The 13,956-nt window shown below is 68.5% G+C and carries 14 protein-coding genes; 6 read left to right on the forward strand and 8 right to left on the reverse strand.

Going from position 1 to position 13,956, the window contains the following annotated elements; genetic code table 11:
* The first annotated feature begins 59 nt into the window (after positions 1-59).
* Together ACWD0F_RS08625 and ACWD0F_RS08630 are read left to right on the forward strand one after the other, a co-directional pair.
* Complete coding sequence (locus ACWD0F_RS08625) at positions 60-1,784, forward strand: DEDD exonuclease domain-containing protein (RefSeq protein ID WP_449873303.1); 1,725 nt, start codon at positions 60-62, stop codon at positions 1,782-1,784.
* A 17-nt stretch (positions 1,785-1,801) separates the two neighbouring features.
* A complete protein-coding gene (locus tag ACWD0F_RS08630) occupies positions 1,802-2,089 on the forward strand; it encodes an Lrp/AsnC family transcriptional regulator (protein ID WP_449873304.1) in 288 nt (95 codons plus the stop codon).
* A gap of 103 nt (positions 2,090-2,192) precedes the next feature.
* Here the strand turns inward: ACWD0F_RS08630 and qcrB are convergent, their stop codons facing one another.
* From qcrB to ctaE, 4 genes are read right to left on the reverse strand one after another with little or no spacing between them, the layout of a single operon-like run.
* Complete coding sequence (qcrB, locus tag ACWD0F_RS08635; RefSeq protein WP_449873305.1) at positions 2,193-3,848, reverse strand: cytochrome bc1 complex cytochrome b subunit; 1,656 nt, start codon at positions 3,846-3,848, stop codon at positions 2,193-2,195.
* On the reverse strand, positions 3,845-4,954 hold the full coding sequence (qcrA, locus tag ACWD0F_RS08640; protein ID WP_449873306.1) for a cytochrome bc1 complex Rieske iron-sulfur subunit: 1,110 nt from the start codon (positions 4,952-4,954) through the stop codon (positions 3,845-3,847). Before qcrA ends, qcrB begins: the two co-directional genes overlap by 4 nt.
* A complete protein-coding gene (gene qcrC, locus ACWD0F_RS08645) occupies positions 4,951-5,760 on the reverse strand; it encodes a cytochrome bc1 complex diheme cytochrome c subunit (RefSeq protein WP_449873307.1) in 810 nt (269 codons plus the stop codon). The genes qcrA and qcrC overlap by 4 nt, the downstream gene beginning before the upstream one ends.
* Positions 5,761-5,774: 14 nt before the next feature.
* Positions 5,775-6,428 (reverse strand): aa3-type cytochrome oxidase subunit III, encoded by a 654-nt coding sequence (gene ctaE, locus ACWD0F_RS08650; RefSeq protein ID WP_449873308.1) that lies wholly within the window; start codon positions 6,426-6,428, stop codon positions 5,775-5,777.
* 209 nt (positions 6,429-6,637) lie between these two features.
* Here ctaE and ACWD0F_RS08655 point away from each other — a divergent pair, with 209 nt between their 5' ends.
* Both ACWD0F_RS08655 and trpD read left to right on the forward strand, forming a co-directional pair.
* Positions 6,638-7,036 carry a hypothetical protein gene (locus tag ACWD0F_RS08655; RefSeq protein ID WP_393161581.1) on the forward strand — a complete coding sequence of 133 codons (399 nt, stop codon included), beginning with the start codon at positions 6,638-6,640 and terminating at the stop codon, positions 7,034-7,036.
* Positions 7,037-7,042: 6 nt separating this feature from the next.
* Complete coding sequence (trpD, locus tag ACWD0F_RS08660; RefSeq protein ID WP_449873309.1) at positions 7,043-8,092, forward strand: anthranilate phosphoribosyltransferase; 1,050 nt, start codon at positions 7,043-7,045, stop codon at positions 8,090-8,092.
* 66 nt (positions 8,093-8,158) lie between these two features.
* Here trpD and ACWD0F_RS08665 read toward each other — a convergent pair whose 3' ends face one another.
* The 4 genes from ACWD0F_RS08665 to ctaC all read right to left on the reverse strand — a co-directional run bounded on the left by ACWD0F_RS08665 (position 8,159) and on the right by ctaC (position 12,421).
* Positions 8,159-9,373, reverse strand: coding sequence for an Ig-like domain-containing protein (locus ACWD0F_RS08665; protein WP_449873310.1), 1,215 nt, complete (start codon positions 9,371-9,373; stop codon positions 8,159-8,161).
* A gap of 143 nt (positions 9,374-9,516) precedes the next feature.
* Positions 9,517-9,930 (reverse strand): cytochrome c oxidase subunit 4, encoded by a 414-nt coding sequence (locus ACWD0F_RS08670; protein WP_449873311.1) that lies wholly within the window; start codon positions 9,928-9,930, stop codon positions 9,517-9,519.
* The gene (ctaD, locus tag ACWD0F_RS08675) at positions 9,930-11,594 is read right to left on the reverse strand and encodes an aa3-type cytochrome oxidase subunit I (protein ID WP_449873312.1); all 1,665 of its coding nucleotides are present in this window, start codon (positions 11,592-11,594) and stop codon (positions 9,930-9,932) included. Before ctaD ends, ACWD0F_RS08670 begins: the two co-directional genes overlap by 1 nt.
* On the reverse strand, positions 11,591-12,421 hold the full coding sequence (gene ctaC / locus ACWD0F_RS08680) for an aa3-type cytochrome oxidase subunit II (RefSeq protein WP_449873313.1): 831 nt from the start codon (positions 12,419-12,421) through the stop codon (positions 11,591-11,593). Before ctaC ends, ctaD begins: the two co-directional genes overlap by 4 nt.
* Before the next feature lie 151 nt (positions 12,422-12,572).
* Here ctaC and ACWD0F_RS08685 point away from each other — a divergent pair, with 151 nt between their 5' ends.
* Together ACWD0F_RS08685 and ACWD0F_RS08690 are read left to right on the forward strand one after the other, a co-directional pair.
* Positions 12,573-13,703 (forward strand): cysteine desulfurase family protein, encoded by a 1,131-nt coding sequence (locus tag ACWD0F_RS08685; RefSeq protein ID WP_449873314.1) that lies wholly within the window; start codon positions 12,573-12,575, stop codon positions 13,701-13,703.
* The gene (locus tag ACWD0F_RS08690; protein ID WP_449873315.1) at positions 13,700-13,945 is read left to right on the forward strand and encodes a sulfurtransferase TusA family protein; all 246 of its coding nucleotides are present in this window, start codon (positions 13,700-13,702) and stop codon (positions 13,943-13,945) included. The genes ACWD0F_RS08685 and ACWD0F_RS08690 overlap by 4 nt, the downstream gene beginning before the upstream one ends.
* Positions 13,946-13,956: the final 11 nt, after the last annotated feature.

Genomic DNA, 13,956 nt, shown 5'->3' on the forward strand with positions numbered 1-13,956 from the left:
GTTCCTGTCGATCACCCGCTCTATGTTCCTGTCGGTCCCCCTCTCTAAGGTCTTGGATCGTGGAACCGGTCCAAGGCACTCTCGACGAGCTCGGCACCCCGCTGAGCGACGTCACGTTCGTCGTGTTCGACCTCGAGACGACAGGAGGCTCGCCCGCGGAGGACGCGATCACCGAGATCGGCGCCGTCAAGGTGCGGGCGGGCGAGGTGCTGGGCGAGTTCTCCACGCTGGTCGACCCGGGAGGGCCGATTCCGCCGTTCATCTCCGTGCTGACCGGCATCACCGACGCCATGGTCGTGGCCGCGCCCAGGATCGAGGCCGTGCTGCCGAGCTTCCTGGAGTTCATCCGGGGCACCACGCTGGTGGCCCACAACGCGGGCTTCGACACCCGCTTCGTCAAGGCGGCCTGCGCCGCGCACGGCTACCCTCCGCCGCCCAACCCGGTCGTCGACACCGTCGACCTGGCCCGCCGCGTGCTGACCCGCGACGAGACGCCCAACGCCAAGCTGGCGACGCTGGCCAAGTTCTTCCACAGCCCCACCGAGCCGTGCCACCGGGCCCTGCAGGACGCCAGGGCCACCGTGACCGTCCTGCACGGGCTGATCGAGCGGGCCGGGTCGTTCGAGGTGCACACACTCGAAGAGCTCAAGTCGTTCGTCCGCGCCCCCACGCCCGAGCAGCAGCGCAAGCGCCATCTCGCCGAGTCCGTCCCGCACGCCCCCGGCGTCTACTTCTTCGAGGACGAGCGCGGCGAGGTCCTCTACATCGGCAAGAGCACCAACCTGCGCAACCGCGTGCGCTCCTACTTCACCGCCGGCGAGACCCGCCCGCGCATCCGCGAGATGATCGGCATCGCCGAGCGGGTCAGCCACGTCGTCTGCGCCACCGCCCTGGAGGCGGAGGTCAGGGAGCTGCGCCTGATCGGCGGCGCCAAGCCGCGCTACAACCGCCGCTCCCGCTTCCCCGAGAAGGTCGTGTGGCTCAAGCTCACCACCGACCCGTTCCCCCGCCTGTCGATCGTCCGCGACCTCAAGGACGACGGCGCCACCTACCTCGGCCCCTTCAGCAACTCCCGCACGGCCGACGAGGCCCGCATCGCCCTGCACGAGGCCGTCCCGCTGCGCCAGTGCACGCCGCCGATCTCGACGCGCACCCGCCGCGCGGCCTGCGTCCTGCACGAGATGGGCCGTTGCGGCGCGCCCTGCGCGGGCAAGGAGAGCCAGGACGACTACACCCTCCACGTCGAGAGCGCGCGCCGGGCCATGACCCTCGACGCCGGGCTGGTCTTCACCGCCGTGTCGGCCCGGATGGAGCGGCTGTCGGTCGAGCAGCGCTACGAGGAGGCCTCCATCGACCGCGACCGGCTGGCCGCGTTCGTCCGCGCGGCGGCCCGCATGCAGCGGCTGAGCGCCATCACGCGCCTCCCGCAGCTCGTCGCGGCCAGCCCGGCGTTCGGGGGCGGCTGGGACATCCACGTGGTCCGGTACGGCCGGCTCGCGGCGGCCGCGGTCATGCAGAAAGGCACCCATCCGACCGCTTTCGTGGCCTCCCTGACCGCCACCGCCGAGGTCGTCATCCCCGGCCCCGGCCCGGTCCACGCGGCCAGCGCCGAGGAGACCGAGTGCATCCTGCGCTGGCTGGAGTCTCCAGGGGTGCGTCTGGTGGAGGTCGACGGCGAGTGGAGCCTGCCCGCCAGGGGGGCCGCCCGCCACAAGGCCCGCATCGACCTCGCCTACCACCACCTCCGGGGGCCGCGGAATCGGGAGGGGCGACCTTTGAGGTGAAACGATAGAGTTGAGGGATGGTCACGGCTATTGTCCACATCAACGCAGAGGTAGACCGGATCCCGGAGGTCGCCCAGACGATCGCCGAGATCGAAGGGGTCAGCGAGGTCTACTCCATCACCGGCGAATACGATCTGCTGGCCATGGTCCGGGTGGCCGCCTACGAGGAGATCGCCGAGGTGATTCCCGGGCGGATCAACAAGGTGGCGGGCGTGCTGCACACGGAGACGCACATCGCCTTCCGCACCTACTCCAAGCACGACCTGGACGCCGCCTTCTCGATCGGCTTCCCCGAGGCCGACTGACCCGCATCCCCCGGAGCCCGCGCGCACGATGCCCTGCGGGCTCACGAACGCCGACGGGCCCGGACGATGTACTCGTCCGGGCCCGTGCGTTGTGGCGGCCGTGTCAGTGCGTGAGGCTGCGATCGTCGTCGCCACCGGAGCCGATGGCGGCGTGGTCGTCCCCATGCCCGTGCCCGTCGTCCAGCGGGATCTTCTCCCCGCCGTACGCCTTCGACATGCGCGCGCGCAGCTTGCCGAGCGGCCCGCGCATGCCCTTCGGCGGGATGCCCGAGCTGTCCTCGGCGACCGGCAACATCGGCACCGCGCTCTTGCCCCGCATGTGCGCCTCGATGTCCTCCGCCGGCGGCGTGTGGACCTCGATGAACTCACCGTGCGGCAGCCGCTTGATCACGCCCGACTCGACGCCGTGCGAGATCACCGCCTGGTCGGAGCGCTGCAGGCCCAGGCACATGCGGTAGGTGATCATGTACGCCAGCGCCGGCGCGACGAAGATCAGCACCCGGCCGGCGTACGTCGTCCAGTTGAGGCTGATGTGGAAGAACGCCGAGATCTCGTCGTTGGCGCCCAGCAGCCACAGGACGCCGTAGAACGTCATGGCCGAGATGCCGATCGAGGTGCGGTGCGGGTTGTTGCGCGGCCGGTCCGCGACGTGGTGCTCGCGGTGGTCGCCCGTCACCCAGCGTTCGAGGAACGGATAGAGCGCCAGGCCGGTCATGATGATGCCCATCGGCACCAGAGCCGGGATGATGACGCTCAGCGGCAGCGTGCCGGCGTGAGTGGTGCCGAAGAGGTTGATCTCCCACGGCGGCATGATGCGCAACGCGCCTTCGAGGAAGCCCATGTAGAAGTCAGGCTGCGAACCGGCCGACACATCGGCCGGTGTGTAGGGGCCGAACAGCCAGATCGGGTTGATCTGGGCGAACGTCGCCAGGCCCGCGATCACGGCCAGCGTGAACATGAAGTACGCGCCGGCCTTGGCCATGAAGGCCGGGTAGAACGGCGCGCCCACCACGTTCTGGTCGTTGCGGCCCTTGCCCGGCATCTGGGTGTGCTTCTGCACCCACATGAGCACCATGTGAGCCGAGATCAACGCCAGCAGGATGCCCGGGATGAGCAGGATGTGCAGCGCGTAGAACCGGGAGATGACATCCTCACCCGGATATTCCCCGCCGAACAGGAAGAACGTGATGTACGTGCCGACCAGCGGCAGCGAGATCGCCACGCCCTCGGTGATCCGCAGACCGGCGCCGGAGAGCAGGTCGTCGGGGAGGGAGTAACCGGTCAGGCCCTCGGCCAGCGCCAGGGTCAGCAGCAGCACGCCGATGATCCAGTTGAGCTCGCGCGGCTTGCGGTAGGCGCCGGTGAAGAAGACACGCAGCGCGTGCACCATCATGCCGGCCACGAACAGCAGGGCCGCCCAGTGGTGCATCTGCCGCATGAGCAGTCCACCGCGGACGTCGAAGCTGAGCTCCAGCGACGACGCGTAGGCCTCCGACATCATGACGCCCTTGAGCGGCGCGTACGAGCCGTCATAGGCGATCTCGCCCATGCTCGGCTTGAACCACAACGTCAGGAACGTGCCGGTCAGCAGCAGGATGATGAACGAGTAGAGCGCGATCTCACCCAGCAGGAACGACCAGTGGTCGGGGAAGATCTTGCGCAGGTTGCGCTTGAGGAAGTTGGCCCCGCCGAGGCGCTCGTCGAGGAAGTTCGACGGCCCCGCGATGGCCTTGGGCACACTGTTGAGCTGGTCGCTCATGCCTGGCCTCCTTCCCTGGCCGCGGCCTCGGCGTCGCCGCGTTCCCAGTAGCTGGGCCCGGGGGGCACCGCGAAGTCGCCCTGGGCGATCAGGTAACCCTCCGGGTCGACGGTGATCGGCAACTGCGGCAGCGGCCGGGCGGCCGGACCGAAGATGACCTTGGCGCCGTCGGCCGCGTCGAACGTCGACTGGTGACACGGGCAGAGGATGTGGTGGGTGTTCTGCTCGTACAGAGCGGCCGGGCAGCCCACGTGGGTGCAGATCTTGGAGTAGGCCACGATGCCGTCGTGGATCCAGTTCTGCTTGACGCCGCTCTTGATCTCCTCCGGCCGGAACTTGATCAGGATGAGCGTGGCCTTGGCGAGGGCGTTGAGGTCGTGCTGGTAGCCCTCGGGGACGACCGACAGGATGCTGCCGGGCGAGTTGAAGTCGGCGGCGCGGATCGGCTGGCCCGTGCCCTCGACGACGAGCCGCAGCGGCTTGCCCTCCTTGGTCTTCTCGCCCCAGACCGAATGCCGCAGCGTCTTGTTGAACTTGGCGCCGGGCATCTTGCTGTTGTCCAGGTCGCGCAGCAGCACCAGCGGGACCAGGCCCAGCGGCGCGGCGGCCAGGAGCAGCGTGCGCCGCATCAGCTTGCGCTTGACGAAGCCGCTCTCGTTGGCGCCCTGGACGAAGGTGTCGGCCACGACCTCGCGGTCGTCCTCGTCCGAGGCCATCAGGTGGCGCTCCTGGACGAGGGAGTACTTCGGCATGATCTGGCGGGTCCAGACCACGATGCCGACCGCCATCGCCAGGATCGCGATCGTCAGCGAGCCGCCCAGCGCGAGGTTGGACGTGCCCGTCGCCTCGGGGCTGCCCACCTGGAAGACCACGTAGGAGATGATGAACGCGATGGCGGCGAGGAAGGTGATCGTGAAGCAGAGCGCCACGATCTTCTCGGCCTTGCGGGCCTTGGCCTCGTCCTGCAGCGTGACGCCGGGGACCTCCTGGTCCACCTCCGCCGCTGCCGCGGTGCCGAGCATCGAGGTGCCCGGCGCGGGGGTGCCGATGACGCGCTTGGGGACGCGCTCGTCCGGCTGCTCGATCTCGTGCTCGTTGTCTGTCATGGCTTCTGTCGCTTCTTCGCGGTGATCCAGATGGCGGCGAGTGCGAGGGCGGCGAGCCCCACGACCCACGCTACGAGACCTTCGGTGACCGGGCCGATGCGACCGAGGCCGAAACCTCCCGGGTCTGTCTGTTCGCGAACCTGGGTGATGTAGGCGATCATGCTGCGCTTCTCTTCGGGCGTGATCGTCGTGTCGTTGAAGACGGGCATCGCCTGCGGACCCGTGACCATCGCCTCGTAGATCTGCGTGGGAGTCGCCTCGTTGAGGTTGGGCGCGTACTTGCCCTGTGTCAAGGCGCCGCCGCCGCCCGCCCAGTTGTGGCACTGGATGCAGTTGGCGCGGAAGAGCTCACCGCCCTTGCCGGCGTCACCCAGCTTCGGGTCGACGTGCTCCGGCGCGGGCACCTGCGGGCCGCCGCCGAGCGACTGCACGTAGGCGGCGAGCTGCCTGGTCGTCGTCTCGTTGACCCAGAGCGGATGCGGCTTGCGCGGCGCCTGCGGCCCGGGGTTGGCCGCGGGCATGCGGCCGGTGCTCACCTGGAAGTCGACGGCGGCCGCGCCGACGCCGATCAGCGTGGGTGCCGTCGTGGTGCCCTGGGCGTTCATGCCGTGACAGCTCGAACAGTGCTGCACGAACAGGCTCTTGCCCTCGGCGACGTCGTCCACCTTGCCAGCCGCCAGTGCCGCGTCGGCAGGCTTGCCCACCTGGACAAAGGCGGTGTATACCATCCCGACCAGCGCCAACGCGAAAATCAGGACGGCGTATCTCGCGAGGGGATGCCGCCGCCAAGCGGTGATCCTAGTCACAGAGATCCCGTTCCTTAACGAATGATGTAGATGGTCGCGAAAAGACCGATCCAGACGACGTCTACGAAGTGCCAGTAGTAGGACACGACGATCGCGCTGGTGGCCTGCTCATGCGTAAAGCGCTTCGCGGCGTACGTGCGTCCCAGCATGAACAGGAACGCGATCAGTCCACCGGTCACGTGCAGGCCATGGAAGCCCGTCGTCAAGTAGAACACGGAGGTGTAGGCGTTGGCCGACAAGGTCGCGCCCTCTGACGCCAGCTCGCTGTACTCGTAGAGCTGCCCGGCCACGAAGACCGCGCCCATGAGGAAGCTGATGAGGTACCAGAAGCGGAGCTTGCCGACCTGCCCCTTCTCCGCGGCCCACACGCCTAGCTGGCACGTCACACTCGACAGGACCAGGATGATCGTGTTGACCGTCGCGAACGGGATGTTCAGGTGAGCGGCTTCCGCCGCTTCCGCGCCTGCGGGAAGCAGCGAAGGAGCCCACTCGAGGCCCTTGCCTATGCTCACCGACCGGATGGTGAAGTACATCGCGAACAGCGCCGCGAAGAACATGAGCTCAGAGGACAGCCAGACGATCGTACCGACGCTGACCAGATTCGGTCTGCGGTACGACTGTGCTGTCGTCGTCGAAGTTATTGCGGATGCTGTCGCCACGGGCAGCATTATTGCGGTTCCCGTGGTCGGTCCGGCGCACGACCCCCCGTTAGGGGGTACAAACCGCCAACCAACCTGGGACAATTGGCGCAAAACGCCCGCACCGACCTGGTGGCCTGGGATTGCACGCCGACGCACCGGTACGATCCGTGGTGACAATACCGCTACGACGGATAGTGAGCACGACAGTGACGTCCCCTGGGAGCACCGACGACACGATGAGGGTCCTCGTCTACAGCGACGACGCCGCCACGAGGGCCGAGGTGAGCCAGGCCATCGGCAGGCGTCCGGCGGCCGACGTGCCCCTCGTCGAGATCGTGGAGTGCGCCACGGAGCCCAAGGTCCACCAGTGGCTGGGCTCGGGCGAGATCGACGTGGCCGTTCTCGACGGCGAGACCCAGCCCGCGGGCGGCATGGGCGTCTCCCGCCAGGCCAAGGACGAGGTCTACGACTGCCCGCCCATCTGCCTGATCATCGCCAGGCGCGACGACCGCTGGCTCGCCGACTGGTCCAAGGCCGACGCCGTCGTGCCGCAGCCCCTGGAGCCGATGGTCCTGGCCGACACCGTCGCCGACCTGATGCGCCGCCGTTCCTCCACCCGCCTCAACGCCAAGTAGGTGCCCATGGACTCCCGGACGACCTGGCCCGCCCTTCTGTCCGCTCTCCTGTCCGGAGAGCACCTGACCTCAGACGAGACGGCCTGGGCGATGCGGGAGATCATGTCCGGCTCCGCGACCCCGTCGCAGATCGCGGGATTCGTGGTCGCGCTGCGCGCCAAGGGCGAGACCGTGGCCGAGGTGGTGGGCCTGGCCCGGACCATGCTCGACCTGGCCACGCCGCTGACCGTGGAGGGCCCCGTGGTCGACATCGTCGGCACCGGAGGCGACCGCGCCCACACCGTCAACGTCTCGACGATGGCCGCCATCGTGGCCGCCGCCGCCGGCGCCCGCGTCGTCAAGCACGGCAACCGCGCCGCCTCCTCCTCGTGCGGCGCCGCCGACGTCCTGGAGCACCTCGGCATCCGGCTCGACCTCACGCCCGAGCAGACCGCGCGGGTCGCGCGCGAGGCGGGCATCGCGTTCTGCTTCGCCCCCGTCTACCATCCCGCGCTGCGCTTCGCCGGGCCGACGCGCAAAGAGATCGGCATCCCGACGGTCTTCAACTTCCTGGGCCCGCTCACCAACCCCGCCCGCCCGTCGGCGCAGGCCATCGGCGTCTTCGACGCCGTCATGCTGCCGGTCCTGGCCGGCGTGTTCGCCGAGCGCGGCGTCTCCGCCCTGGTCTTCCGCGGCGACGACGGCCTCGACGAGCTGACCATCGCCGCCACCTCGACGGTCTGGGTGGTCAAGGACGGCACCGCGACGCAGACCACCTTCGACCCGTCCGTCCTCGGCATCCCGCGCGCCGACGTGGGCGCGCTGCGCGGCGGCGACGCGGCCTACAACGCGCAGGCGGTCCACGACCTGGTGCGCGGCAAGACGGGGCCGGTGCGCGACGCCGTGCTGCTCAACGCCGCGGCGGCGCTGGTGGCGCTCGACGGGCCGGGCGACGACCTCGACTCCGCGATGATCGACGGCTACGCCCGGGCGGTCCAGGCGGTCGACTCCGGCGGCGCCGCCGCCACGCTCGACCGCTGGGTCGAGGCCAGCGGCTCCTTCCGCCCGGCCTCCTGACCCCGGCCTCCCGCCCGCCAGAGCCGCCCCGTGCGGCCAGGGGCCGGCGGCGGGCGCCGGCGCAGGTCAGAAGGTGATGGTCGGGCCCGCCTTCAGCGAGCTCCACTTCAGCCACTGCTTCCAGTTCTCCTGCCAGTGCCCCCACCCGTTCGTGGGCTCCAGCTTCCGCGGCGACCCCGTGATGATGATGGGATCCCCGATCAGGGTGTTCTTGATGAACCAGGCCGCGTTGTCCGGGCTGACGTTCACACACCCGTGGCTGACGTTGGAGTGGCCCTGCGACCCCACCGACCAGGGCGCGCTGTGCACGTACTCGCCGCTGTTGGAGATCCGCACGGTGTTGTAGACCGTCAGCTGGTAGTAACCGGCCGACCCGGGCCCGATCCCCGGCGAGGTCATGACCGTCACGGGCTCCCTGGACATGGCCAGGTGCACGCCAGAGGTCGTGTGATACTTCCACTGCCCGCCCTGCCCGGCGCTCATCGGCATCGCGCGGACCCGCTTGCCGTCGCGCTTGACGTAGAGCACGTGGTTGTCGAGGCTGCCCTTGGTGATCTGCTCGCGGCCGATCTTGAAGTCGAGCTTGACGTCACGCTTGCCGTACAGGCCGGGTCCGCCGCGCACGCCGGCCAGCTTGGCCTCCACCCGCACCCTCGTGCGCGCCGGCCAGTATCGCTCCGGCCGGAAGTCCACGTGACTGCTGTCGAACCAGTGCCAGGCCCCCTCCACCGGCTTGGAGCTGCGGACGGTCAGGTTGCGCTCGACGGAGATCCGGTCGGTGACCGGCTGGTCGAACGCGATCATGACGGGCATCCCGACGCCCACCGTCAGGCCCGTGTCGTCCTTGTTCGGGGTGATCGTCTGGATGTCGAACGTCTTGCCGCCCTTGACGGTCGAGAACGTGGTGGAGGTCTCGCCCTCCTTGCCGGTGGCGCCCACCGAGACGGCCGTGACCGTGTACGTGACGCCCGGGCGGGCGGTGGCGGTGCTGCGCCAGCGGGTGCCGTCGGAGCTGAGCACCCCCGGCAGCGCCCCGGCCTTGCCGCCGCCCTCCACCCGTACGCTCTTGAGCGTGCCCCCGTGGGCCGCCAGGACGACGGGATGGTCTGTGGGCACGTTCGCGGCCTTGTTGGCCGGAGAGACCGTCACAGAGGCTCCCTGCGCCTCCTGGCCCGCCATCGCCACCCCGCCGGGCGCGGGCTTGGCCGGGCCGTCCACCGAACACGCCGTCAGCAGCGCCAAGGCCAGCAGGCCGGCCGATGCATACGCTACTCGCCCCACGTGTGACTCCCTCGCCCAAGATCGAACCGCTTCTGCCTCCTTTATTACCCTGAGTGATCGAATCACCACATCCGCGCCCTGGTAAAGAACACCAAAAAGCGGACGCCCCTCCCCAAAGGAGGGACGCCCGCTTCCGGTGGAGCTCAGTGCGAGAAGTGACCCCGGTAGTACTGGAAGACGAACCCGATCATCGCCAGGAGGATCAGGAAGACGCCGATCAGGAACATCCAGAAGCCGATCACGAACCCGGCGAAGGCGAAGGCCGCCGCCAGGCAGAGGAACAGCGGCCACCAGCTGCTCGGGCTGAAGAACCCGATCTCGCCCGCGCCGTCACTGATGTCGGCCTGCTTGTTGTCCTCCGGCTGGGCGCCGATGCGCCGCGCGGTGAACATCAGGTAGTAGCCCACCATGAACGCGAACCCGACCGAGATCGCCATGGCGGTGGTGCCGACCGGCTCACCCTGGCCGGTGGCCGCCTTGGTCCAGAACCAGTAGGCGACGTCGACACCGGCGAAGAACAGGCCGCACAGCAGGAACAGCCAACCCTGGACCTTCATCAGTCCTCGACCTCCTGCTGGACGGACTTGGCGGACACGTGCGGGTAGTGCAGGTCGAAGGCGGGACGCTCAGACCTGATCCGCGGCAGCGAGGTGAAGTTGTGCCGCGGCGGCGGGCAGGAGGTCGCCCATTCGAGCGAGCCGCCGTAGCCCCAGGGGTCGTCGACGGTGACCTTGGGCGCGCTGCGCCAGGTCTTCCAGACGTTGTAGAAGAACGGCAGCGTCGAGGCGCCCAGCACGAACGCGCCCACCGACGAGATCATGTTGAGGTCGGTGAAGCCGTCGGCCGCGCTGTAGTCGGCGTAGCGACGCGGGAAGCCGACCATGCCCAGCCAGTGCTGGATCAGGAACGTGGTGTGGAACCCGATGAACAGCAGCCAGAAGTGCAGCTTGCCCAGCTTGTCGTCGAGCATCTTGCCGGTGAACTTGGGCCACCAGAAGTAGAAGCCCGCGAACATGGCGAACACCACGGTGCCGAAGACCACGTAGTGGAAGTGCGCGACGACGAAGTAGGTGTCGCTGATGTGGAAGTCGAGCGGCGGCGAGGCCAGGATGACGCCCGTCAGCCCGCCCAGGAGGAACGTGATGAGGAAGCCGACCGAGAACAACATCGGCGACTCGAACGACAGGTGCCCCCGCCACATCGTGCCGACCCAGTTGAAGAACTTCACGCCCGTGGGCACGGCGATGAGGAAGGTCATGAAGGAGAAGAACGGCAGCAGCACCTGCCCGGTCGGGAACATGTGGTGCGCCCAGACCGTGATGGACAGACCGGCGATCGAGATCGTCGCGGCCACGAGGCTGATGTAGCCGAAGATCGGCTTGCGGCTGAAGACCGGCAGCACCTCGGTCACGATGCCGAAGAACGGCAACGCGATGATGTACACCTCTGGATGCCCGAAGAACCAGAACAAGTGCTGCCAGAGCAGCGCACCGCCGTTCTCCGAGGCGAAGATGTGGGTGCCCAGCTTGCGGTCGACCTCGAGGGCCAGCAGCGCGGCGGCCAGCACCGGGAAGGCCATCAGCACGAGCATGCTGGTCAGCAGGATGTTCCAGGTGAAGATCGGCATCCGGAACATGGTCATGCCGGGCGCGCGCATGCAGATGATCGTGGTGATGAAGTTGACCGCGCCGAGGATGGTGCCCAGGCCGGACAGGGTCAGGCCCATGATCCACAGGTCGCTGCCGATGCCCGGCGAGTTGATCGCGTTGGACAGCGGCGTGTAGGCGAACCAGCCGAACGACGCCGCGCCGCCAGGGGTGAAGAAGCCCGACACGGCGATGAGGCTGCCGAACAGGTAGAGCCAGTAGCTCACCATGTTGAGGCGCGGGAACGCCACGTCGGGCGCGCCGATCTGCAGCGGCATCAGCTCGTTGGCGAAGCCGGCGAACAGCGGCGTCGCGAACATCAGCAACATGATCGTGCCGTGCATGGTGAAGAGCTGGTTGAACTGCTCGTTGCTGGTGAACTGCAGCCCCGGCTGCGCCAGCTCCGCCCGCATGACCAGCGCCATGACGCCGCCGATCAGGAAGAAGGCGAACGAGGTGATCAGGTACATGTGCCCGATGATCTTGTGATCGGTCGAGGACATCCACTTGGCGATGATCTGGCCCTTGGTGACGGGCCTGACCGGCACCCTCAGTGGTTCTTGAATGGCGGTCACTGGGCACTCCCAGCCTGGTGGGTCGCGATGTACTGGTCGAACTCAGCCTGCGGAACGAGCTTCACCGAGAACAGCATCCGGCTGTGGTCGACACCGCAGAGTTCGGCGCAGCGTCCGGCGAAGATGCCAGGCTTGTCGAGTGTGGTGATCTGGAACTTGCGGCCCGGGTTGTCCTCGGGGATCCCGGGGATGACATCGCGCTTGAAGAGGAACGCCGGCACCCAGAACGAGTGGATGACGTCCTCGGTCGAAAGATCGAACTCGACCTTGGAGTTCATCGGCAGGACCAGCTGGGGGCCCTCCTTGTAGTCGTGCACCGGCATGCCGGCGACCGGCTGCGAGGTCTTGCCGTTGACGGTCGTCGTGAAGCGCCAGCTCCACTGGAACGCCTCGACCTTGACCTTGACCGGAGCGTTGCCGTCGATCCGGGTGAGCACGTCGCTGTCACGGGCGGTGAAGAAGAAGAACACCGACACCATGACGAGCGGGATCAAGGTGTAGAGCATCTCGATCGGCAGGTTGTAACGCACCTGCGGCGGAAGCTCGGCCTTGGACCTGCGCTTGCGGTGGAAGATGGCCGCCCACACGATCAGGACGATGACGACGGCGCCCGTGACGAGCGCGGCGATCCAGGCCCCGTTCCACAAACTCTGAACGACGCCACCCTCCTGGGTGACGTGTTCAGGAAGAAGGCCGCGAGACCAATCGGCCTTCGGGACGTCATTAGCACACGCCGTAGCAGTGGCCAGCAGCAACGCCAAAGCGGCGGCGCGTGGCACCCTGCGCCGGGCCAACGAACGCCGCGTCGTACGGCGAGTCGGACTCACGGATCGCCTACCCCACAGATGTAGCCCAAGAGTCTCTCCCTTGGGCGCTCGTATTTCCCTATGCAAAGCTGATTGCAGACACATTAGCGTGCAGGTGCCTTGCCCCACCGCGCGACCCCTCGATGGGGCTGGAAGTGGGACGATAAGTCTCGTGGCGTATTTCGACGCGGCTTCCAGCGAGCCGCTCCACCCTCAGGCACGCGAGGCGCTGCTGGCGGCGATCGACGTCGGCTGGGCCGATCCCGCGAGACTGTACGGCCAGGCCCGCCGCGCGCACCTGCTCCTCGAACAGGCTCGCACGGAGGTCGCCGAGGTGCTGGGCGCGCGCCCGGACGAGGTGTCGTTCACCTCTTCCGGCACGCAGGCCGTGCATCTCGGCGTCCTCGGCACCCTACAGGGCAGGCGAAGGGCCGGGCGTCACCTCGTGACGGGCGCCGTCGAGCACTCCAGCGTGCTGCACGCCGCCGAGCTGCACGAACGCGACGGCGGCTCCGTCGAGACGGTCGGCGTCGAGCTGTCGGGGCGGATCGACCTCGACCGGTTCGCCGCGGCGGTCGCCGGGCCGGGCACGGCGCTGGCGTGCCTGCAGACCGCCAACCACGAGGTCGGCACCCTGCAGCCGGTGGCGGAGGCCGCCGCCGCGTGCCGGGCGCACGGCGTGCCGCTGCTGGTGGACGCGGCCCAGACGGCGGGACGGCTGCCGATCCCGCCGGGCTGGGCGGTGCTCACGGCCAGCGCCCACAAGTGGGGCGGCCCCGCGGGGGTGGGCGTGCTGGTGGTGCGCAAGGGCACCCGGTTCCGCTCGTTCCTGCCGGAGGACGAGCGGGAGCGGCGGCGGGTGCCCGGCTTCGAGAACGTCCCCGCCGTCGTGGCCGCGGCGGCGGCCCTGCGCGCGATGGCCGCCGCGGCCGAGGAGCAGGCCCGGCTCTCCGAGCTCGTCGCCAGGATCAGGGACACGCTGCCGAAGATCGTCCCGGACGTGGAGGTCATCGGCGACCCCGTCGACCGGGCGCCGCACATCGTGACCTTCTCGTGCCTGTACGTCGACGGCGAGGCGCTGCTGACCGAGCTCGACAAGGCCGGATTCGCCGTATCGTCCGGAAGTTCGTGCACCGCTAGTACGCTTCGTCCATCGCACGTTCTTGAAGCCATGGGTGTGCTCACCCATGGGAATGTCCGGGTGTCGCTGCCCAGGGAGGCCGCCGCGGCCGAGGTCGACCGATTCCTCGCCGTGCTGCCCGAGATGGTGCGCCGCATTCGCCAGGACGCAGGAGTCGCATGACCGAGGTCACCCAGCCGGCACTGACGATCGACGCGCTCGGGAAGAAGTGCCCGATCCCGATCATCATGCTCGCCGAGCAGATCAACCACGTGCCGCTCAACGCCGTGATCGCCGTGCGGGCCGACGATCCGGCCGCCTACACCGACGTGCCCGCCTGGTGCCGGCTGAAGTCGCATCGGCACGTGGGCTCGTACGAGCTGCCGGGGGGCGGCTGGGAGATCCACGTGCGGCGCAACTACTGAGCCCGCTGAAA

The sequence above is a fragment of the Nonomuraea sp. NPDC002799 genome, from assembly GCF_053592075.1.